Genomic DNA, 22,040 nt, shown 5'->3' with positions numbered 1-22,040 from the left:
CGCGGGCGGGTGCTCAGCGGGTGGGTACCGGTTCCGGCAGGTCGATCTCGGCGAGTTCGCACAGGATGCGCGCCACCTGGAGCAGGCGGGCGGGCACCGGTTCGGCGGCGAGCAGGCCCTCGGCGATGCGGCGGACGGTGCGGCCGTCGAGCACCGCGGCCACACCGAATCCGTCGACGGCGAGCAGGCCGCGGACCTTGGCGGTGAGGGTGGTGGCCAGGATGGAGTTGCCACCGACATCGAAGAAGTCGGTCTCCACGCCGATCCGGTCGGTGTCGAGCACCTGAGCGGCGATGTAGGCCAGCGCGGCTTCCAGCTCGTTGGCCGGGGCGATGTAGGCGTTCACCAGGTCGCTGTCGGCGGCCAGACGCTTGCGGACGGCGGCACGGTCGAGTTTGCCGTTGGCGGTCAACGGGATTCGATCGAGGAGTTCCAGCGTGTCGGGAATCATGTAGGGCGGCAGTGTCTCGGCGAGCCGCTCCAGCACCGGGGCCGCCGTGAGCGAACCGGCCACGGCGGTGGTGACGGCGGCGGCGAGGCGGCCGGAATCGGTGATCAGGGCGACGGCTTCGGTGATCTCCGGCAGGGCGGTGAGCGCGGACTCGATCTCGCCGAGTTCCACGCGGTAGCCCCGGATCTTCACCTGGTGGTCGGCGCGGCCCAGGAAATCGACGGTGCCGTCGGGCAGGTAGCGGGCCAGGTCGCCGGTGCGGTACCAGCGCGTGCCGTCGCGTTCGACGAAGCGGTCGGCGGTGCGTTCCGGGTCGCCGCGGTAGCCGTCGGCCACGCTCGCGCCGCCGATCCACAGCTCACCCAGCACCCAGTCCGGGCAGTCCTCGCCGCGCTGATTCACCACGCGCAGCGCCACATTGGCCAGCGGGGTGCCGTAGGGGACGTTGTCCCATTCGGCGGGGAAGTCGTCGGTGACCTCGCAGACGGTGGAGTGGATGGCGGTCTCGGTGGTGCCGCCGAGGCCGACGAAGCGCAGGCCGGGCACCAGCGCGCGCAGGCGCTGGGCGAGTTCGGTGCGCACCCGGTCGCCGCCGGTGAGCACCAGGCGCACGGTGCGCAAGTGCTCGGCGGTGCCCAGTTCGAGCAGCATGGTGATCAGGCCGGGGGCGGCGTTCACCACGGTGACACCGGTCGCGGCGATCAGCTCGGCCCACGCCTGCGCGTCGCGCTCGGTCTCGGTGTCCACGCAGACCAGGGCGCCGCCGCGCGCGAGCGGGGAGAAGATGTCGTAGACCGACAGGTCGAAGCCCAGCGCCGACAGGCCGATCGCGCTGTCGCCCTCGCCGACACCGAAGCGGGTGTCGATGGCGTCGATGGTGTTGGCGGCGGCGCGATGGCTCACCTCCACGCCCTTGGGTTCGCCGGTGGAGCCGGAGGTGAACAGGACGTAGGCGAGGTCGTCGGGGGCGCCGACGACGGGGGCGTCCAGCGCGGGTCCGGCCAGTGCGTCGGCCAGTACGACGGCGCGAACATCGCCGAGCAGGTCGGCCGAGCCCCGCGCGGCATCCACGCTCCCGGCCGGCTCGGCGACAACGGGCGGCGTGTCCACCAACGCCACGCGCACATTCCCGCGCGCGAGAATGCGGTCGCGTCGGGCGGCGGGCTGATCGGTGGCGATGGGCAGGTAGGTGGCGCCGGCGGCGAGGACACCCAGGACGGCGGGGATCTGGCGGTGCCCCTTGGGGACGATCACCGCGACGGTGTCGCCCTGACGTACACCGGCTTCGGTGAGCGCGTGCGCGACGGCCAGCGACTGGGCGGCGAGCTCCCCGTAGGTGGCCGAACCACCGTCACGCCAGCGCAGCGCGGTGCGCTCGGGGCTGTGCGCGGCGTGCTCGAAGAAGGCGGCGTGCAGGGTGCGGGCGCCCAGGTCGGCGGCGGTGTTGTTGGCCTCGGCGCGTACGGCGCGCTGGGCTTCGGGCAGGTCGATGGCGAGGTCGGCGGCCCAGTCGGCGTCGGTCGCGACCAGCCGGTCCACGATCCGGCGGAACTCGGCGAACATGGCCTCGGCCACGCCGGCGGGCAGCGCGTCGCGGCGGATGTCCCAGTTCACCAGCAGACCGCCGTTGAGCTCGGCGACCTGGGCGTCGATATCGACCTGCGGGCCCTGCGAGATGATCCACACCGGCTCACCGAACACCCGGGTGACCCGCTCGGAGAACAGTTCCCCGAGGTCGAGGCCGGAGGTGAACACCACCGAGGGGGTCACCGGGCCGCCGCGCAGTTTGCCCAGGTCGCGCAGCACATCCAGGCCCTCGTAGGCGGAATGCTCGGCGCAGGTGTGCAGTTCGCGCTGCAAGCGCTTGGCGCGGGCCACGGTGGACTCGCGCTCGCTCGCGTCGACCTCGACCAGCACCGAGTTGGTGAAGTCGCCGACCACCTGATCGATGTCGTCGTGCAGCTGCTCGCGGGCGAACAGCGGGAGGTTGAGCAGGAAGCGCTGCTTGGCCGACCAGCGGGCCAGGGCCTCACCGAAGACGGTGGCCAGCGCGACGGCCGGGGTGACCCCGTTGGCATGGGCGTTGCGGTGCAGCGCGGCCTTGGTCTCGGCGTCGAACCAGTGGTGCAGGCGGATGCTGCGCGCGGCGTCGGCGCGCTCGTTCTCCGGGACCACCGGCAGCGACGGGATGTCGGGCAGGGTGGTGATCTTCTCGGCCCACCAGGCGGCATCGGCGCTGTTGTCGGCGGCATCGGCGGCCTTGGCCGCGAGGTACTGGCGGAAGGTGACGCCGAGCGCGGGCAGGGTGTCACCGCCGTCGGCCTCGTAGAGGGTGGCCAGGTCGTCGAGGATGCGGCGGTAGCTCTGGGCGTCGGCGGCGACCATGTCGACATCGAGGTGCAGGCGGTGCCTGCCGTCGGCCAGGGTGCTCACCGCGATGTCGACGACCTGTCCGGCGCCGACATCCATGCGCTGGTGGCTCTTGTCCTGACGGATGCGCTCGAGTTCCTCGGCGGCGTCGGGGCGGGCGCTGAGGTCGGTGCTCGCGAACACCGGGACCAGCGGCTGGGGCAGGATGCGCTGGGTGCCGCTGTCCAGGAACTGGGCGCGCAGCATGTCGTGGCGGCGCAGCAGCGCGTCGACGGCGCGGCGCAGCCGCTCCGGCTCGAGCCCGGCCCCGTCGAACTCGACGTAGAGGTGCGCGGCCACGCCACCGAGCGCCTGCCCTTGACGCCGCCCGACCCAGTAGGCGTGCTGCATGGTGGCGAGCTCGAACTCCTCGCCGACGACATCGGGCGTGACGGTGACGGTGGGTGCGGGTGCGGCGGCTCCACCCGCCGCGGCGAGCAGCTCGACCCAGGCATTGATGGTCGGTTGCAGAGCGAGACTGGAACTGCGCAGGTCATAGCCCTGCTTGCGCCACTTGGCCGACAGGTGCATGAGCTTCATGGAGTGCATGCCGAGGCTGACCAGATCGTCGTCGAAGCCGATGCTGTCGGGGGCGATGCCGAGATCTGCCGCTACGAGCTCGCGAACTTCCGCCTTGCCGAACATCAGACTCCTCAATCAACCAGAACCGCCCCCCGGGGACACAAGGCAAGCCTTGCCTAACCTTCTGGCATCGTAACTCATGAGGGCTGTCGAGATGAACATTGTGGTTTGCCTAACCTATGTTGCTACCCCGATATCAGCGACGCCACACATTCGCGAAAAAAGAACGGCCGATCGGGTGGGATCACCACCCGATCAGCCGTCCGGCTGGATCAGGCCGAGTAGGCCACGACCACGTCGTACCAGCGGCGGGTGAGCTCGGTGAGCCGCGCCGGTGGGAGAACCGCTGTGTTGCCGTCGAACTGGGCGACCAGGCACGGGCGCCCGTCGCGGGCCACGACCGCGGTGGTGATGTCTACGGTGAAGCGCAGCGGCAGGGCCGGGTCGACCGCCACCCCGAATTCGGCCGTGAACTCGGCCAGCGGAATCGGCGACCACGGACCGCTGCCGAATTGCAGCACATCGAAGCGGCCGAGGTGGTTGAGCCGCAACTGGGCGCGCACGGTGCGGTCGCGCTCCCCCAGTTCGGGCCTGCCCGCCGCCGGGGCCCAGTCCGCGGCGAGATGCCCCGGCACGGTCAGGGTCTCCTCGACGGTGAACCAGCCGACCCTGCGTGAATCGTCGTCGGCGGGGCGGCCGTGGGATTCGCGGGTCAACGCGATGGCGCCGGTCTCGTCGGCGGTGCCGGGGAAGGTGGCCGCGCAGGCCACCAGCATCGCCTCGTCCAGGCTCACCTCGTGCTCGGCGCAGGCCGCCAGCAATCGCTCGGTGTGGTCGGGGCCCAGCTCCACCACCTGCTGGGTGGCGTGGGTGGCACGGTCCAGGGCCGGGTCGGTGTAGCGGGCACCGAGGACACCGCCGCGGATCACCGGCGTGACCGGAGCCGAATCCACCTCGGTACCAGCGCCTTCCGGGGCGATCTCGCGGCCCTGTTCCAGATTGCGCAGGTCGTCGGCGAGGATGAGCCAGGAGACCACGTCCACCGCGAGATGGTGGATCGAGAGCAGCAGCCTGCCGTCCAGGACGGTGGCCGCGACCATCCGGCCCGCGTCCGGGTCGAGCCGGTGCACCGTCTGCTCCAGCGCCTCCGCCGGGGTGAGCGAGCCGTCGGCCACGACGGTGAGTTCGGCTGCGCTGGAGGACTCTTCGACCACCAGCACCGCGCCGTCCCCATCGCGCCGCAGCCGGGAGCGCAGCGTGGGATGAGCCACGGCCAGTGCTTCGAGACGGGCGACGATCTCGCTGACACCGGCGCCCTCGGGGAGGGTGAGCACCTGGCTCTGCGCCAGGTACCGGTAGTCGCCGTTGGCGAGGATCTCGTGAGCGAGCGCGGTCAGCGGCAGTTCGGTGCCCGCCGGGGTGACCTCGGTCGCCGCGAGTCCGGTCTCACCGTTGTCGATCCGCTGGGCCAGCTCACGCAGATCCGCCGCCGCGAGAACATCTTTCGCGGCCACGCTGTACCCGGCACCGCGCAGCCGCGAGACCAGGTCGATCACGCCGATGCTGTCGATGCCCAGGTCGATGAGGCTGTCGAGGATGCCGATGCGCGCGCCCGCGCCGTCACGCATGGCCGTGATCAGTTCCAGCAGTGCGCGTTCGGTGTCGGTGGCCGGTTCGGCCTCCGGACCCTGCGCGACCGGGGCGGTGAGCAGGGCGGTGGCGGCGTGCACGTCGAGTTTGTCGTTGCGGTTCAACGGGATCTGCGCGACGTGCACGATCCGGCTCGGCACCAGGAACTGCGGCAGGCGGCGCGCGGCCGCTGCGCGGATCTGCGCGGCAGTGCGCTCGGCGACCACCAGCGCACCCAGCCGGGTGCGGCCGTTGTCGGTGAAGGCCAGGGCGGCGGCGTGGGTGACGCCGTCGATCTCGCGCAGCACCACGGTGGCCTCGTCGGGCTCCACGCGGTAGCCGTTGATCTTGACCTGGCTGTCGATGCGGCCCTCGTAGATCACGGTGCCGTCGGTGGCGCGACGCACCAGATCGCCGGTGCGGTAGCGGCGTCCGGCCGCGCCCGCGACGAAGGCCGCGGCCGTGGTGGCCGGGCGGCCCAGGTATCCCAGTGCCAACTGACCACCGGACAGGTACAGCTCGCCCTGCCCGCCGGGCGGCACCGGGCGCAGCCGATGGTCGAGCACCTCGGCGGTCATGCCGTCGAAGGTGCGGCCGATGGTGGGCGCGGCGTGGTCGTGCACGTCGGCCATGAGCGCCTCGACCGTGGTCTCGGTGGGGCCGTAGAAGTTGATCACCCGGGTGTCGGCCAGGCCCTGCAACCGCCGCCAGGTGTCCTGGCTGATCGCCTCGCCGCCGAGGGCGAGTACGGACAGCGGGCAGTGTTCGCGCCCGTCGACGGTCTCGAACAGGCCCGCGTCGATCAACCGGCTCAGCATGGACGGGGAGGTGTCGAAGATGTCGATGCCCTCGGTGCGGATGGCCGCGACGATCCCGTCGGCGTCGGTGCGCACCTTGTCGCCCAGCAGCACCACCGCGTGCCCGCTGAGCAGCGCGACCGTCGGCTGCCAGGCCGCGTCGAACCCGGTCGACCAGCCGTGCCCGATCCGCAACTGCCGTCCGGCGCGCGCGGCGGCGGGGGCGAAGATGCGGTGCTCGTGATTGGACCAGTGGTTCAGCAGGGCGCCGTGCGGGACGACGACACCCTTCGGACGGCCCGTGGTGCCCGAGGTGAAGATGACGTAGAACGGCGTGCGCTCGTCCGGCACCCTGCTGTCGGTATCCCCCGCTTCCTCGGGGCCCGGTGCGGGAACGGCGCCCCGGCGGACGACACCGGAGTTGTCCGGCACGAGGTGCGTGAATTCCCTACCCTCGGAACGTACTTCCGCCAGCAGCCCGGCCAGCGACTCGTCGGCCAGGACGACGCGCACATTCGCGGTCTCGAACATGTACGCGAGCCGGTCGGCCGGGGTGGCCGGGTCGACGTGCACGCACAGGCCACCGGCTTCGGCGATGGCGAAGGGGGCGTGCAGGACTCGCCGGTCGCGCGGGAGCACCACCGCGACGGCGGTGCCGTTCCCGACACCGTAGGCGCGCAGGCCACCGGCCAGCACCCGCACGGCCGAGCCGAATTCGGTGAAGGTGTGCTCGCCGATCTCGTCGACGACGGCGACCCGCGGCCCGGCGGCCTCGGCGGCGGCCAGCAGTGCCTGCGGCACATTCGCGAACGGCACCGGATGCGCGGGAGCGACTGTGAGAGAGGCGGGTTCGTCTGCGAGCAGGACCGGGACGGTACTGCCGTGTTCGGCGTCGACGATCGCGCGGACCACCGCGAGCAGGCGCCGCGCGAGCCTATCCGGTTCGAAGCGCTCGACCAGGTCGGGGCGGATCTCCACGCGGGTGATGAGCTGGTTGTCCTCGACCACGGGGACCACCGCGATCGGGTAGTGGCTCGGCGAGTCGATGCGGCGCGGGGCCAGGGTGGCGCCGTCGGCCAGCGGCATGCGCGCGGTGATCGAGCCCATCGGGGTGTTCTCGAAGACCAGCAGCGTGTCGAAGAGCTGGCCGACCCCGGCCTGCTTGGTGATCTCGGCGATGCCGAGGTATTCGTGGGCGCGCAGGGCGGCGACCTCGCGCTGGAGTTCGGCGCCGATGGCGGCCGGGGTGCGCTCGTCCATGCGCACGCGCACCGGGATGGTGGTGACCAGCGCGCCGACCAGCCGGTCGGCATTGGGCAGCGAGGCGTCGCGGCCGGAGGTGGTCTGGCCGAACACCACGTCGTCGCGGCCGGTGAGGCTGGAAAGCACACGGCCCCAGGCCATCTGGAGCACGGTGTTGAGGGTCAGGCCGTTGGCCCTGGCCCAGCGGGTGACCGTCTCGGTCTCGGCGCGGTCGAACCGGGCCTCACCGAGCACGGGGATGTCGGCGGGGGCGGGACCGGCGATAATCGGCATGGGTGCCAGGCCCGACAGGGCGGTGGTCCAGGCCGCGATGGAGGCGGCGGTGTCGCGGGAGGCCAGCCAGGCGGCGTGTTCGCGCAGCGGCGGGGCGGGCGGCAGCGCCGCGCCCTCGCCACGGTGCAGGGCCATCAGGTCGGCGAACAGCAGCGGGATCGACCAGCCGTCGACCACGATGTGATGCGCGGTGCAGATCAGCTCGTAGTCCTGCTCGCCGACGCGCGCGGCGGTGACGCGGAACAGCGGGCCGTTGTCCAGGTCGATCCGGATGCGGCCCTCGTCCCAGTAGCGCTGCCGGGCGGCGGCCTCCGGATCGGCGGCACCGCGCAGGTCCAGTTCGGTCCAGCCGATGTGCCCGGCGGTGGTGGTGAGCAGCACCGGGTGCGGCAGGCCGTCGGTGACGACCGAGCCGCCCAGGTGCGGATACCGTTGCAGCACTTGGTCGAACGCCTTGCGCAGCGTCGACAGGTCGGCCAGGCCCTCCACCCGCACGGCGAAGGTCACCAGGTACGGGTCGACCGCGCCGGAGGTGGTGCTCACCGAGTAGAGGCCGCGCTGCAACGGCGACAGCGCGACGACGTCGAGGATCTGCGTGCTCACTGCCCGAGCTTCTTCCCCAGGGCCGCGAGCATGGCCGGATCGAGACCCGAGGCGCTCAGCGGCGCCACCTCGGCCTGCGCCGGGGCGGGTTCGGCGGCGGGCTGGGCGGCGGTCTCGTCGATCAGCGCGGCCAGTTCGTGGATGGCGGGCGAACCGAAGACCTGCTGCACATCGAAGGTGTAGCCGTCCTCGGCCAGGTCGGTGACCAGGCGCAGGGCGGCGATGGAGTCGCCGCCGAGGGAGAAGAAGGTGTCCTCGCGGCCGATCTCGTCGTCCTCGTCGAATTCGAGCACGCGCCGGATGGCCTCGATCACGGCACGTTCGGTGTCGGTCTGGCCGGGACCGCCCTGACCGGGCAGGCCGAACATGTCGAATTGCGGTGCGGGCGCGGCGAACAGGCTCAGCGCGCAGGTCTCGTCGGTGCCCGCGGCCCAGGCGCGGCAGCGCCGTTCCAGGTGCGCGGCGAAGGCGTCGAGTTCGGGCAGGGCCGGGCCCTGGAGGGTCACCACGACACCGTCGGCGTCACCGGCGATATCGACGACCAGGTCGACGCCGTGCGGCTGGACCAGCCTGCGGTCCAGTTCGCGCACCGCGCAGCCACGCAGTCGCGCGGTCCGCGCCGCGGCGCGCACGCCGACGAGCACCTGGAACAGGCCGCCGGTGGCGACCGCGCCCGCGCCTTTGAGCTGGTGGGTGAGCCGTTCGACGCGGGTGCTCGCGTGGGTGCGGGCGGTGGCGACGAGTTCGGCGGCCGCGGCGACCTGGTCGCGCGGGGTGCCGCCGGTGGTCGTGTCGAATCGCAGCACCAGGTGGTTGGCGAAGTGACCGATGGTCTCCTCGGCGCCCTCGGCGTCGCGGCCCTGGTCCAGGATGCCGACGGCGAGATCGGTGCCCAGGCCCGCCTCGCTCAGCGAACGCGCGACCAGGGTCGCGAAGGCGGCCGCGCGGTCGTGTCCACCGGCGAAGTCGGCGAGGGTCTCCGGGTCGACGCGGAAGCGGCGCACCGGCTCGGCGGGCACGGGGCCCGCGGTGGGCTCGGCGCGCTCGGGCAGTCCGGCCAGGCGGTCGAGCCAGTAGCTCAGCGCCGGGTCGTCAGCCGGGGTGGTGGTCAGGCTCTTGAGCTGACGCGGCACGAATTCGCTGAACTGCGCGGCCGCCGGAGCGACCGTGCCGGTGTTGTAGGCGGTGCACAGGGCCTCGGCCAGCAGGTCGAGGGCGAGGTCGTCGGCGGCGACCGGATGCACCGTCAGCGCCAGGATCGAGCGCTCCCCCACCACGAACCGGCGGATGCGCACCGGGATCGCCTCGGCCAGATCGAAGCGGTGCGCGGCCTCGGCGCGCAGGGCGGCGTCGAGCTGGTCCTCGTCGAGCGGCACGGTCTCCACGACCGTGTCCGGCACCGCGACCACCCGCTGATACGGCACGCGCCGATCCGCGGGGAACACGGTGCGCAGCGCGGTGTGCGCCTCGAGCACACCGGCGGCCGCGCGCTCGAGCGCGTCGGCGTCGATCTCCCCCACGAGTTCCAGGGCGAGGAAGACATCGGCCGCCGGGGTGTCGCGCAGCCGCTCGGGCAGCAGGGCGGCCTGCTGCGCGGGCGCGAGCGGGACCGGGCGCGAGCTCATCGACCGACCGCCGCGAACGTCGGATCGAGGGTTTCGAGCAGGTACGGGATCGACAGCGGCGTGGGGGTGTTGACCGCGCTGATCGTCTTGGTGTCGACGAAGGCGATGCCACCGGAACGCACCGCGGGCAGGTCGTTGTAGCCGGGCAGTTCCTTGAACTTGGCCTCGAACTGCGGCATCGCGCCGCAGATGAGCGTGTCGGAGGTCAGCTCGTTGAGACGCTCCGGCGACAGCGCCAGGCGGCCACCGGCGGAGGCCTGCGAGGTGATGTTGGCGGGGATGCTCATGCCGAGGCGGGTGAACATCTCCGAGGAGCCGTCGTTCTGGTCGGCCAGCACCATCAGCTGCGCGGGGCCGGTCAGCATGCAGGTGAGGAAGGTCTTGCCCTTCAGGTTCGGGTACTTCTGCGAGACCGCGTCGATCTTGCCGTTGACCCCGGCGATCACCTCGGTGGCCTTGTCTTCCTGGTGCAGCACCTTGCCGAGCACGGTGAGCTGGTCGGACCACTTGTCGACCTGGGCGTTCGGGGTCACCGCGCCGATGGTGGGCGCGATCTGCGAGAGCTTCTCGTACATCGGCTGATCCACCAGGAAGCTGGGCACCAGGATCAGGTCGGGCTCGACACCGGCGATCTGCTCGGCCATGTCGCCGCCCATCTTCAGGACGGTGGCCTTCTCCAGTTCCGGCGGAGTCCACGGCAGTTGCGACTTGCCGCCCATGGCGACGCTGTCGGCGTAGGCCACCGGGGTGATCCCCATGGCCTGGGTGGCGTCGAGCCACTGGCTGCCCAGCGTGACCACGCGCTCGGGCGTCCCGGACACCGTGGTCTCGCCGAAGTTGTGCGTGATGGTCACGCCGGCGCCCGCCTCGGTGTCGTCACCGGAACCGCAGGCGACCAGGCCGGAGACCAGCCCGAGCACCAGCAGCACCAGTCCGGCCCGGCCTGCCGCGCGCCTGCGCGGCGCCTTGTCGTCTCGCCGCAGTGTCATGGACAGAACTCCTCGTGTTCACGCCCGCGGATCGTTCAGCAGGCCTTTGTCGATAGTAGGTTAGGCTAAGCGAATTTCAGCCAGCCATCAGTGGTCCAGTGCGCACGATCACCGGTCGGCACGAGTTCGCCGCCTTCCGGCCCCGCCTGCGCGACGCCACCGATCCACACCTGTCCACCCACACCCGGCGGCACCGGGGCACCCGATTCGTCGAGCACCACGACGCGCGCGCCGGGCACCGGACGCACCCGGCCGGACCCGTCGAGCGGTCCCCTGGCGACGGTCCCCGCGTAGCCGGGCACCGCGTAGCCGACCATGCCGAGCACGCCCTGCGGCGCGATGACCCGGAGTCCCTTGTCGCCCAGCACATCCCAGCGCCGGGAGTCGGCCACCTCGGGTAGCTGGGCGGCCGCGGCGACGACATGGGTCGTACGCTCCGACACCGCCGCGGCCACCCCCTCCGGCGCGAGCTCCACCAACGCGCCGTCGGCCAATCCCGCCAGTGCCTCCACCAGCAGGCCCACCGGCCCGGCCTCGACGCCGATCACCCGGCACTGGGCCGTGGATCGGGACGGGTCGGGCCGGGCGGTGTCCCGGGAGGCGGCCACCCCGCGCCGATCGGCGACGGCGGCGGCCAGTGCGGCGGGCCGGAAAGCAGGCGCACCGGGCAACTCGACCGCCGTGCCCGTCGCCTCCGCGATGACCGCCTGGTCGAGGGCGGTGAGCAGGGCGCCGAGTGCCTCCGCGGCGACCGCCTGGTCGCGGGTGTCGGCGGTGGCGTCCGGGCGGCGGTCGCGGGCCGCGGCGGTGAGCCGCGCGCAGACCGTGCCGAAATCGAGTGTCTCGGTGCCGCAGCGCAGGGCCGGGCGCACCGACGGATAGGTCAGCGCGCGTTCCAGCAACTCGCTCAGGCCGGGAATCTCGGAAACCTCGACGCCACAGGACCATTCGCCGAGGACCCGCCTGCGTTCCTCGGCGGGCATCACGTCCAGATCGGCCAGCGCCAGATCGGGGGTGTCGGCGAACGCGCCGAGGACGCGCAGCATGCGACGGGCGAACAGGTGCGCGGTGTCGCGGTGGTAGCGGTCAGCATTGAGGGTGACCGTCGCGGCGAATCCGCCGTCGTGGTCGCCGGTGAAGCCGAAGCCCACATCGCGCAGGGCGCCGTCGAATTCCGGAGGCAGCACGGTGGCGGTGAGGCCAGCGCCGAAATGCGGCCGGGCCAGCCGGTCCTGTTCGCTGAAGTGCAGGATCGTCGCGTAGGTCTCGGAACCGTCGACGGCATCGCGTGCCACATCTTGGTGGCCGTAACCCGCCAGCGCGGTGGCGCGCGCCCGGTCCAGCACCGTGCGCAACGACGGGTTGCCGCGCAGATCGGTGCGCAGCGCGACGATGCCGGTCAGCGGACCGACCACACCCGCCGCCATCGCCTCACCCCGTCCACCGACGGCGGCACCGACCACGAGATCGGTACCGGCGCCGAGCTTGTGCAGCAGGGTGAGGACGGCGGCCTGGTAGAGCATGAATTCCGAGGCGCCTGCGGATTCGGCCAGCGCTCGCAACCGTTGACGCAGTGGTGCGGTGACGGGGAAGCGTGCGAGGTGGCCGGTTACGCCGGGGCGGCGGATGAGGGCGGGAGCACCGAGGGGGCTACCGGCGCTGTTGTCCGCCCTGGGCTGGTGTCCTGCACCGTCGGCCAGCACGCCTGCGCCGTCGCCCTGCGCGTTGCGGGCGGTCGTCAGCACCGGCGGCGTAGCGGACACGTCCGGAGCCGGGCCGGTCGCGATCGGCGCGCCCGCCAGGGCGGCGCGCCAGTAGTCGCGCTGGGCAGCGAGGGCGTCGGCGGCTTCGTGTTCCCAGCGGGCCACATCGGCGAAGTCGAATTCGACTTCGGGCCAGTGTGGTTCGGCGTCGGCGACGCGGGCTCGGTAGGCGATCGCGGTCTCGGCGAGCAGGATGTGCAGGGAGCGGTGGTCGGCGATCAGTTCGTGAGCGGTGAAGACGAGGACGTGGGATTTCTTGTCCGTCACCAGGACCCGGATGTCGAGCGGCGGTGCCACTCGGGGATCGAAGGACTGGCGGGTCGCGTCCGTGCGCGCGGCGGCGAGGGCGGAGGCACCGGGGGTCGACAACACGGTGATCGCGACCGGTTCGGCGGACAGCGCGGCAACGGGCTCACCATCGACCTCGGTGAACACAGTGCGCAGAATATCGTGCCTGCCAACGGCTTCGGTCATTGCGTGACGCAGCGCCTTGAGGTCGAGTCGCCCGTCCAGTCGCGCCGCGAGCGAGACATTTCCCGCACCCCGCACCGAGTCGGCCGCGCCCCGCGCCGAGTCGGCCCCGCTCTGCGCCGAGATGCCCGCGCCCCGCGTCGAGATGCCCGCGCCCCGCGTCGAGATGCCCGCGCTCTGCGCCGAGTCGGCCGCGTTCTGCGCCGAGGTGGCCGCGCTCTGCTCCGAGATGCCCGCGTTCTGCGCCGAGGTGGCCGCGTTCTGCGCCGAGGTGGCCGCGTTCTGCGCCGAGGTGGCCGCGTTCTGCGCCGAGGTGGCCGCGTTCTGCGCCGAGGTGGCCGCGTTCCGAGCCGAGCTGACGGCATCGGACGTATCGGCAAATCCGTTGCGGGCGGCGAGTTCTCGTGTACGGAAACGATCCCAGCTCGCCCGCTGGGCGCGGGTGAGTGGGGGTGGGCCCGCGGTGGGGTTTCGGCGTAGCGGGGGTAGGGGGATGCGGGCCGGGGGGCGGGATTCGATGAGGGCGGCGAGGCCGGCGACGGTGGGGGTGTCGAAGGGGACGCGCACGTCGATGTCCACGCCGAATTCGGCCCTGATCCGGGCCACTAGGCCCGCGGCCAGCAGGGAGTGGCCGCCGAGTTCGAAGAAGGAGTCCTGGGCGCCGATCTCGGTGCGGCCGAAGAGCTGGGCGAACAGGGCGGCCAGCCGGATCTCGGTCTCGGTGGCGGGGGCGCGGTGTGTACCCGACCCGGCGCGCAGGGCGGCGGGCAGGGCGCGGCGGTCGAGCTTGCCGTGTTCGGTGAGCGGCAGCGCGTCGAGCAGCACGAACTCCGCGGGCACCATGTACTCGGGCAGGGTCGCGGCCACGTGCGCGCGCAGCGCCGTGAGGTCCGGCGAGGTCCCGGCGGCGGGCACCACGTAGGCGGCCAGCACCGTACCGAGGGCCGGGTCGGCGGAGGCGACCACGGCGCACTGACCGACCTCGGGATGACTCGCCAGCGCGGCCTGCACCTCGGCCGGTTCGATCCGGAACCCGCGCACCTTCACCTGCTCGTCGGCGCGGCCGACGAATTCCAGTGCGCCGGAATCATTGCGGCGCGCCAGGTCACCCGTGCGGTAGAGGCGCGAACCGGGCAGGAAGGGGTCGGCCACGAAACGCTGCGCGGTGAGCGTGGGCCGATCGTGATAGCCGCGCGCCAATTGCGCACCGCCCAGGTAGATCTCGCCCACCACCCCGTCGGGCACCAGCCCGAGCCGCTCGTCGAGGACGTAGACGTACACATTGCGATTGGGGATGCCGATCGGCACCGTCCCCGGGCCCTGCGGGCCGACGACGGGCATGTGCGTCGAACAGACCACGGCCTCGGTCGGGCCGTAGTGATTGCGCAGTTCGGCGTCGAACACCGCGGCGAAACGGTCGGCGACCTCCCCCGTCAGCGCTTCGCCGCCCACCGGAACATGGCGCAGCGCACCCCATTCGCTCACCTCGGGCAGCAGCAGGAAGGTGCTCAACGTGGAGGGCACCATGTGCAGCACGGTGACCGCGCAACGGGAGATGAGTTCGGCGATGTGCGCGATGTCGCGGAAGGCGTCGGGCTCGGGCACCACCAGGCAGGCACCCACGGTGAGGGTGACGAAGATGTCGAGCAGCGAGGCGTCGAAACTTACCGACGACGACTGCAGCACCCGGTCCTCGGCGGTGAGATCCCACTGCGCGCAGAACCCGATCAGATGCTCGGCGATGGCCGCGTGCGGCACCGGCACGCCCTTGGGCTTTCCGGTCGAACCGGAGGTGTAGACGAGATAGGCCAGGTTGTCCGGGCGCAGCGGGCGCCGCCGCTCGGCGTCGGTGGGCGGGTGTTCGGGCAGGTGCAGCGCGGTTTCCTCGGCGGCGGCCAGTTCGACCGGGCCGAGGACCAGGCGCGCTCCCGCGTCGGCGTCGAGGAAGGCGATGCGCTCGTCGGGGTAGGCGGGGTCGATCGGCAGGTAGGCGCCGCCCGCCTTGAGCACGGCCAGCACCGCGACGACGAACTCCACCGAGGTGCTCGATCGCAGGCCGACGATGTCCTCGGTGCCGATGCCCTGGCCGATCAGCCAGTGCGCCAGGCGATTCGCGCGCAGGTCGAGGTCGCGGTAGGTGAGGGCCTGGTCGGCGGCGTGGTCGCGGCCGGGAGCCAGCAGGGCGAGGGCGTCGGGGCGGGCGCGGACCTGGTCTTCGAACAGCCGCACCAGGGTGGTGGCCGGGGTGGGGACGAGTTCGCCGCGCGAGAGGTCGAGCAGGCGGTCGCGTTCCTCGGCGCCGAAGAGTTCCAGATCGCCCAGGCAGGCGGCCGGGGCGGACAGTGCCGTGGTGAGCAGGTGGCGGTAGTGGCGCAGCAGCCGGTCGACCAGCGCCGGTTCCAGGCGGTCGGTGGTGTATTCGGCTTCCAGGCGGGCGTTGTCGGCCCCGGCCACGACGGTCAGGCGCAGCGGCAGGCGCGCGCGACCCGCTTCGTCGTCGAGCCGGGTCGCGGTGACACCGTCGAGATGCAGGGGCGCGGGTTCGGCACGCACGGCGAAGCCGAGCTGGGTGATGACCTCGAGGCCGTCGCGTCCGCCGGTGCGGCTGGGGTTGACCGCGCGCACCACATCATCGATGCCGACGCCACCGTGGGTGAACGCCGCGGCGCAGGTCACTTCGGAGGCGGCGACCAGATCGGCGAAACTGTCCGTGGCGGAACAGGAACCACGCAGCAGGACGGTGTTGCCGTAGTAGCCGATCCGCGCTTCGGTGTCGGCCGACCTGGTGGTGACGGGGGCGGCCACCAGGAATTCGCTCGCGCCGGTGTAGCGGTGGACCACGGCCTGCCAGGCGGCGAAGAGCACCGCGAAGGTCGAGACATCGCGCTCGGCCGCGAATTCCCTTACCCCGGCCAGCAATTCGGCGGGAAGTTCGGCCCCGGCACGACGACCGCGCCCGGCCTCGGCCTGCGCGAACTGCGCGCGTCCGGGCAGTTCCAGCGCATCGGGGAGCGCGTCGAGGGTCCGGCGCCAGTAGTCCAGCGCCTGCGCGGCCGAGCCCAGCGGTTCCGCCCGCGGCGCACCGAAATCACTCCCGGTCGCGGTGCCGCTCGGGAGCGGCCCCTCGTCCGATCCGGCGACGCCGAGATACGCCGCCGACAGCGCGCTGGCGAACAGCGACGCCGACTCCTCGTCCCAGGCGATCGTGTGCGCCACCAGCGAGAACACGAATTCGCCCGCGCCCGTGCGGATCAGGGTCACCCGCAGCGGCGCCTCCGCGGTCAGGTCGAACGGGGCGCCGACCGCCCGGCGCAGCAACACGGCCACGCGCCGCTCCCGGCTGCGCGCGGACAACTCGGACAGGTCGTGCTCGGTCCAGCTCGGCAGGACCGCAGGGTCGACCACCTGGTACGGCTCGCCGTCGCCGCCGAGACCGTAAGTGGTGCACAGGATCCGGTGCCGATCGGCGACCGCCGCCACCGCCGCGCGCAGCCGCGCCACATCCACGTCGCCGGTGAGCCGGTAGCTCACCGTGACATTGAGCGAGGCGTCGGCGAGGTCCCGGGTCTGCAGGAACCAGGCCCGCCGCTGCCCCGGGGCGAGCGGGGCCCGCCCCGGCCGGGACACGGCCCCGATCTCCACGGTGGGCACCCGGCTGGCGGGGTTGGCGACGGTCGTCATGACTTCCTTCCGACCTGGGTTGAACTGATTACTCCGCGGAGTCGGTGAGATACCCACCGCGCCGGAAGAATTCGGCGCCGTCGTGCTCGACACCGTCGGCGGTGCGCACGCGGGTGATCACCAGGCCGCGGTTCTGCCCGCGCACCGGGTTCGGTCCGCTGACCACGGCGCCGCCGTCCTCCTGGACGATCACGCGACCGTTGGTGCCGCCGTAGCGGGCGTCGGAGACCTTCGCGGCCAGCACCTCGACGCGCTCACCGCGGTAGAAGCTGTAGGCGCGCGGGTACGGCTCGGACAGGGCGCGCACGAAACGCTCCAGGTCGACCGCGTCCCAGGTCCAGTCGATGCGGCTGTCGCGGTCGGAGCGCTTGTGGAAGTAGGTGCGCTCGGCCTTGTCCTGCGGGCGCCACTGCGCGGTGCCGGACTCGAGCGCGGCCAGGCCCTCGGCGACCGCGCCGGGGATGAGCTCCATGCCGGCCAGCACCAGTTCGGTGCCGGTGGCGGTGGGGCCGATGGGCAGGCGGTGCTGCACCAGGATGTCGCCGGTGTCGAGCTGCTCGTCCATCCGGTGCACGGTGAGGCCGAATTCGGACTCGCCGCTGATCAGCGCCCACAGCACCGGCGAGAAGCCGGTGAACTTGGGCAGCAGCGAGTCGTGCAGGTTCAGCGTGCCGTAGCGCGGCATGTTGTAGAGCTCGGCGGGCATCCAGGTGTACCAGCTGTTGACCACGATCACATCGGGCTCGGCCCGCTTCACCAGGTCGATGGTCTCGGCGTCGGCCGACTCCGTCAGATGGACCGGGATACCGTGCTCGCGCGCCAGCTCCTCCACCGAGTCCGACCAGATCCCCTTGTAGGAGTCCTCGCTCGCCGGGTGGGTGACCGCCAGCACGACCTCGTGCTCCGAATCGATCAGAGCCTGCAGGGTTTTACGGCCCCAGGTCTGGAAGCCGAACGACACGATACGCATGAACCGAACCTCATCTTCTCGAATTAGTAAGGCTAGCCTATCCTAGTGCCCTGTGCAGCTCGGACGCGGCCCTGCGCGCCGCCCCGGAGCGCACCGAGGACTCCGCGAGCACCCGGTCGGACAGTTCGCCCAGGCAGCTGAGGTTCGGGAAGCCGGGCCCCTGCGCCATGCCCGCCATGTTCGGCAGGAAGAGCTTGGCCTCCATACCCGCCACGGCGAGGTCGTGACCGATGGCCGCCTCGAGCCGGGTGCGCTCGATCGGGCCACCGATGGCGAGCTCGACGAGATCGGCGGCATCGGAGTCGAACATCTCCAGGAACCACAGCGGCTGCCCGCCGGTGGCGTCGACCACCAGATCGAAGGTGTGGGTGGCGTCGGGGCGGCGTTCGTTGCGCAGGGTCAGCTCGATGCCCTCGCCGTCACCACCGACGCGGACCACGCGGCCCTGCAGGTGGTGCACGCGGCTGTCGCCGAGCAGGTTCTCCTGCACCCGCACCGAGAAAACACCACGGTCGGTGCGGCGCACCACATCTCGGCGCTCCTCGATGCTCAGCGCGCGCCACTTGCCCGGATCGCTGTAGAGGGAGTTCTCGAAGTAGCTCTCGCCGCGGGTGTAGATGGTGGCGGCGGGCGAGATCACCGAGACGGTGAGCACATCGTGGCGGACCAGTTCGTCCATGGCCGAACCGGCCGTCTCGCCGCCACCGATGACCGCGGCCCGCGAAGTGGACGGCAGTTCACGGCGCCCGACCAGGTCCCAGAACTCGGCGATGGACAGCATCTTCGGGTGATCGGCCAGGGCGCGGCCACTGTTGCCGGGGCCGGTGATCATCAGCGCGTCGGACTGCAGCCTGCTCTCGGCGCCGTCGGCGTCGACCACCAGGACCTCCCAGCCCTGCGCGGCGGCGGAGATCGTGCGCACGGTGGCGTGCACCACCTCGACGCCGGACTTACGCGCCACCCACTGCAGATACTTGGCCCACACGTGGTGGTGCGGACTGGGCCTGCCGCGGTCGACCCACTCGGCGTAGGTGCCGCGCTCGACCAGGAACGAGGTCCAGCTGTAGCCCATCATCGCCTCGTTGATGGCGCGGTTGTGACCACGCGCCCAGGAGGAGTGATAGGGGAAACCCACGTCCTTCTCGGGGCTGGTGCCCAGGCGGTGCTGCCCGTCGGTCCAGCCGCCGGTCGGCAGCCAATTGCCGCCCACCGCATGGGATTCGATCACGACGACCTCGGGGGCGGGAAGGCCCAGTTGCCGCAGTACCTGCGCTTTGGCCGCGACCGCCATGGCCTTGGGGCCCGCGCCGACCACCAGAAGTCTGTCCACCGAAGTTCTCCCACATTCAAGCGTTTGAGCACCCGATACCGGGGGCACTCTTACATGTTTGCATAGGCTTACCTTATATTGGGGACCGATGCCAGTCACCGTGGTGAAATCACGGACGAGCAGCATCCGACTCGCAACGATGGGAACCGAGAAGATGATCAAGAACAAGGTTCGCGCCACCACGGCCGCCTTCGCCCTCACCGCCGCCGCCGTCCTCGGCACCGCGGGCACCCTCGCGACCGCGGCCCCGGCTCTCGCCGCGCCGTCGATCGTCCGCACCACCCCCGCCCCGAGCGCCGGTCAGCTCCAGGCCAAGCTGCAGCTGGTGCTCAACACCGGCGCCGACAGCGGCACCCGCGCCAACGAGCTGGAGAACGGCGCCGCCGGCCTGCCGCTGATGGACCAGATCGGCAGCGTCATGGCCTCGGTCCCCGGCTTCGCCTGGACCGTGAGCAACGCCTACACCGAGGGCTCCTACACCTACGCCGACCTGCTGGTCACCGTGCCCGGCTTCGGCACCTTCCCGCCGATCGCGGTCAGCTGGGTCGATGTCGACGGCACCTGGAAGCTCACCTCCGAGTCGCAGTGCACCATCGCGTACTACGCGTCGCTGTCCTGCTGAACTCCCCACCAGGTCACCCGGCCCGGCAGCCCGCGGTTCGCGGGGGCCGGGCCGTCTGCTTTCCGGGCGGCCGGGTCGCGACAAACCGGAAGGGTTAGGTTAGCCTTACAACATGGGTAAAGGAACCAATGGCCTGATCATGAAGGTCTGGCGCGCCGACAACTACGAGCTGCTCGTCACCTCGGTGGAATCGGTCACCGACAAGTACCTGCGCATCGGATTCGAAGGCAACGGTGTACTCGCCGACCACCCCGCCCATCCGACCCAGTTCATCCGCATCTGGATTCCGGAAGCCGAGAGCGACAAGCTGCACCACCGCGGCTACACCCTGATCAACCAGGACCCCGAGAACGACCGCTTCGACATCGAATTCGCCCTGCACGGCGGCCCGGCCAGCCAGTGGGCGGCGCGCGCCGTCGTCGGCGACAAGCTGGAAGCCAGCTCACTCGGCATGGACGCCTCCCAGCCCGACACCGACCAGAGCGACTACGTCATCTTCGGCGACACCGCCTCGCTCCCGGCCATCAACGCCCTGCTCGACGCGATCCCCGACGCCACCGCCCGGGTCTGGCTGGAATCCCAGTACGACTCCGACCCCACGCTGCCCGTGCACGCGCACGCCAACCACGAGGTCACCTGGCTGCCCCGCGTCGACGACGGCCGACTGCTGCGCGAGAAGGCCCAGGAGATCACCTGCGTCCCCGGCACCTACGCCTGGATCGCCTGCGACGGCGCGACCACCCGCTCCCTGGTCAAGACCTTCCGCACCACCCACGCCCTCCCGAAGACCGCCATCAAGGCCCGCGCCTACTGGAAGTGACGCACACTTTGTAATAAACGTTGTCGTACAATTGCGGGCATGACCAATCCCCGCACCGGCTCGACCGCCAACGTGTCGGTGTCCATGCCGACCGACGTCCTCACCGCCGTCCGCGATCGCGCAGGGCGGCGGGGCGTCTCGGCCTACATCACCGACGCCGTTCGGCATCAGCTCGAGATGGACGGGCTCGCGGAGATAGTCACGGAGTTCGAAGCCACACACGAGCCACTGACCGAGGCCGAGATCGCCGCGGCTGCTCAGGACATGTTCGGCGACAACGGTGTCGCGGGCCAGGGCGCGGCGTGAAGGAACCTGCGACTCGCTCCGTCGTCCTGGATTCCCAAGCTTTCTCCCTGCTGCTGAAGCAGGACCGCGCCATGACCGCACGTATCGAGGCGACCCGGCGCGCCGGTATACCCGTTCGGGTATCGACTCTGACCATCGTCGAGTCGGTGTACGGCAAGACCGACTCCGCGCGTCTCGCATGGTTGCTCTCCCGGATACGGGTCGAGCCCGCGACCCAGGACGACGCACTGCTCGCGGTCGAACTCCTGCGCGACGCAGGCGGCCTCCACGGACACAAATACGCGATCGATGCCCTCGTCGCGGCGATGGCCCTACGCGCACCGGCTCCCGCACTGGTCCTCACCTCAGACCGCGACGACTGGCAAAAACTGTGCGGGCACCGGGTCGTCATTCGTGACGTTTAGACCGACCGTCGAATACGGCAACCCCTCCCGCCGTGTCTGCTCACAGGTGTGGATCGCGTCGTCGTAGACCACCCGCGCGCCTTCTACACCAGCCTGCTCAACAACCTGACCAGCCGCGGCTTCGTCGTCCTGGCCGTGGACCACCCCTACGAATCCGCCCTCACCGAACTGGCCGACGGCACCATCGCCACCACCGTCGAGAACTTCCCCGCCGACGACCCCGACGGCGTGCGCTTCATGACCGAACGACTCGAAACCCGCACCGCCGACCTGCGTTTCGTCCTCGACCAGCTCGAACACCCCGAAACTCTCGGCCTGCTCGCCACGCACATCGACCCCGCGGCGATCACCGCGATCGGCCACTCCCTCGGCGGCGCGAGCGCCCTGGCCACCCTCTCCGTCGACCCGCGCGTGCAGGCCGCGGCCAATATCGACGGCACCCTCTACGGACCCCTCCCCGACCACACGCTCACCCGCCCGGTGCTGCTCGTCGAAAGCGACCACTCCGAAACCGGCCACTCCCAGCGCTATCTCGACGGCAACGCGACCCTCCTCGACCACCTCACCGCCCCCGGCTTCCGCTACGAGATCAGCGAAGCCAACCACTACACCTTCACCGACGCCCCCCAATTCCTCGCCACCCCAGCCCGTTTCCTCCTCACCCGATTCCTCGGCGGCACCCGCGGCCCCACCGAAACCCAACACGCCACCAACGACCTCCTCACCCCCTTCCTCACCGGCCAACACGCCGCCATCCCCGCCACAGCAGCCACCCACCCCGGCATCACCGGCGGCCCGATCCCGGGCTGAGCACTTCGACCCGTCGTATCGACGCAATGATTCCGTCATTGCATGACCCGCGATACGTGGATCGGTGAACGTCGGGCCCGTCGGATCAGTGGGCGCTGAAACCCGCCCGCTGGTAGAGGCGGTGGGCCGGTTCACCTTCCGAGCGGGAGGTCAGATCGGAGCTTCGCGGCGGTGGCGGGACGTGGCGGCCCCGCCGGGGGGGTTACCCCGGGGCGCGGGGGGGGGGGGGGTGGGGGTGTTAG

12 protein-coding genes are annotated in these 22,040 nt (G+C 71.3%); 5 read left to right on the top strand and 7 right to left on the bottom strand.

Features of this window, described 5'->3' with window-relative positions:
* Positions 1-13: 13 nt before the first annotated feature.
* The 7 genes from ACWEMY_RS19010 to ACWEMY_RS18980 all read right to left on the bottom strand — a co-directional run bounded on the left by ACWEMY_RS19010 (position 14) and on the right by ACWEMY_RS18980 (position 18,836).
* Positions 14-3,505, bottom strand: a complete 3,492-nt coding sequence (locus tag ACWEMY_RS19010) for an amino acid adenylation domain-containing protein (RefSeq protein WP_452391085.1) — start codon at positions 3,503-3,505, stop codon at positions 14-16.
* Between the two features lie 209 nt (positions 3,506-3,714).
* Positions 3,715-8,007 carry a non-ribosomal peptide synthetase gene (locus ACWEMY_RS19005; protein WP_452391084.1) on the bottom strand — a complete coding sequence of 1,431 codons (4,293 nt, stop codon included), beginning with the start codon at positions 8,005-8,007 and terminating at the stop codon, positions 3,715-3,717.
* On the bottom strand, positions 8,004-9,632 hold the full coding sequence (locus ACWEMY_RS19000) for a condensation domain-containing protein (protein WP_452391083.1): 1,629 nt from the start codon (positions 9,630-9,632) through the stop codon (positions 8,004-8,006). Before ACWEMY_RS19000 ends, ACWEMY_RS19005 begins: the two co-directional genes overlap by 4 nt.
* Positions 9,629-10,621 (bottom strand): ABC transporter substrate-binding protein, encoded by a 993-nt coding sequence (locus ACWEMY_RS18995; protein WP_375934169.1) that lies wholly within the window; start codon positions 10,619-10,621, stop codon positions 9,629-9,631. Before ACWEMY_RS18995 ends, ACWEMY_RS19000 begins: the two co-directional genes overlap by 4 nt.
* Positions 10,622-10,686: 65 nt before the next feature.
* Complete coding sequence (locus ACWEMY_RS18990) at positions 10,687-16,536, bottom strand: amino acid adenylation domain-containing protein (protein WP_452391082.1); 5,850 nt, start codon at positions 16,534-16,536, stop codon at positions 10,687-10,689.
* Between the two features lie 28 nt (positions 16,537-16,564).
* Positions 16,565-17,506 carry a methionyl-tRNA formyltransferase gene (locus tag ACWEMY_RS18985; protein WP_452391081.1) on the bottom strand — a complete coding sequence of 314 codons (942 nt, stop codon included), beginning with the start codon at positions 17,504-17,506 and terminating at the stop codon, positions 16,565-16,567.
* Between the two features lie 37 nt (positions 17,507-17,543).
* Entirely contained in the window at positions 17,544-18,836 is a 1,293-nt protein-coding gene (locus tag ACWEMY_RS18980) for a SidA/IucD/PvdA family monooxygenase (protein ID WP_375934160.1), read from the bottom strand.
* A 139-nt stretch (positions 18,837-18,975) separates the two neighbouring features.
* Here ACWEMY_RS18980 and ACWEMY_RS18975 point away from each other — a divergent pair, with 139 nt between their 5' ends.
* From ACWEMY_RS18975 to ACWEMY_RS18955, 5 genes are all read left to right on the top strand, one after another.
* Positions 18,976-19,458: a hypothetical protein gene (locus tag ACWEMY_RS18975; protein WP_375934156.1), complete on the top strand. Its 483-nt coding sequence runs from the start codon at positions 18,976-18,978 to the stop codon at positions 19,456-19,458.
* A gap of 112 nt (positions 19,459-19,570) precedes the next feature.
* Positions 19,571-20,278, top strand: coding sequence for a siderophore-interacting protein (locus ACWEMY_RS18970; protein ID WP_452391080.1), 708 nt, complete (start codon positions 19,571-19,573; stop codon positions 20,276-20,278).
* Positions 20,279-20,317: 39 nt separating this feature from the next.
* Positions 20,318-20,584, top strand: a complete 267-nt coding sequence (locus ACWEMY_RS18965; protein ID WP_452391079.1) for a hypothetical protein — start codon at positions 20,318-20,320, stop codon at positions 20,582-20,584.
* Complete coding sequence (locus ACWEMY_RS18960; protein ID WP_452391078.1) at positions 20,581-20,988, top strand: PIN domain-containing protein; 408 nt, start codon at positions 20,581-20,583, stop codon at positions 20,986-20,988. The genes ACWEMY_RS18965 and ACWEMY_RS18960 overlap by 4 nt, the downstream gene beginning before the upstream one ends.
* A gap of 48 nt (positions 20,989-21,036) precedes the next feature.
* The gene (locus ACWEMY_RS18955; RefSeq protein ID WP_452391077.1) at positions 21,037-21,798 is read left to right on the top strand and encodes an alpha/beta hydrolase family protein; all 762 of its coding nucleotides are present in this window, start codon (positions 21,037-21,039) and stop codon (positions 21,796-21,798) included.
* Positions 21,799-22,040 lie beyond the last annotated feature (242 nt).

This window comes from Nocardia sp. NPDC004415 (assembly GCF_053602435.1).
The sequence above is the reverse complement of the archived record's forward strand: the minus strand, read 5'-3'. Positions and strand labels throughout refer to the sequence as shown.

Coding starts and splice junctions, on each gene's coding strand:
- ACWEMY_RS18995 (WP_375934169.1), bottom strand. CDS start 10,621: ATGACACTGCGGCGAGACGACAAGGCGCCGCGCAGGCGCGCGGCAGGC.
- ACWEMY_RS19000 (WP_452391083.1), bottom strand. CDS start 9,632: ATGAGCTCGCGCCCGGTCCCGCTCGCGCCCGCGCAGCAGGCCGCCCTG.
- ACWEMY_RS19010 (WP_452391085.1), bottom strand. CDS start 3,505: ATGTTCGGCAAGGCGGAAGTTCGCGAGCTCGTAGCGGCAGATCTCGGC.
- ACWEMY_RS18965 (WP_452391079.1), top strand. CDS start 20,318: ATGACCAATCCCCGCACCGGCTCGACCGCCAACGTGTCGGTGTCCATG.
- ACWEMY_RS18990 (WP_452391082.1), bottom strand. CDS start 16,536: ATGACGACCGTCGCCAACCCCGCCAGCCGGGTGCCCACCGTGGAGATC.
- ACWEMY_RS18985 (WP_452391081.1), bottom strand. CDS start 17,506: ATGCGTATCGTGTCGTTCGGCTTCCAGACCTGGGGCCGTAAAACCCTG.
- ACWEMY_RS18970 (WP_452391080.1), top strand. CDS start 19,571: ATGGGTAAAGGAACCAATGGCCTGATCATGAAGGTCTGGCGCGCCGAC.
- ACWEMY_RS18975 (WP_375934156.1), top strand. CDS start 18,976: ATGGGAACCGAGAAGATGATCAAGAACAAGGTTCGCGCCACCACGGCC.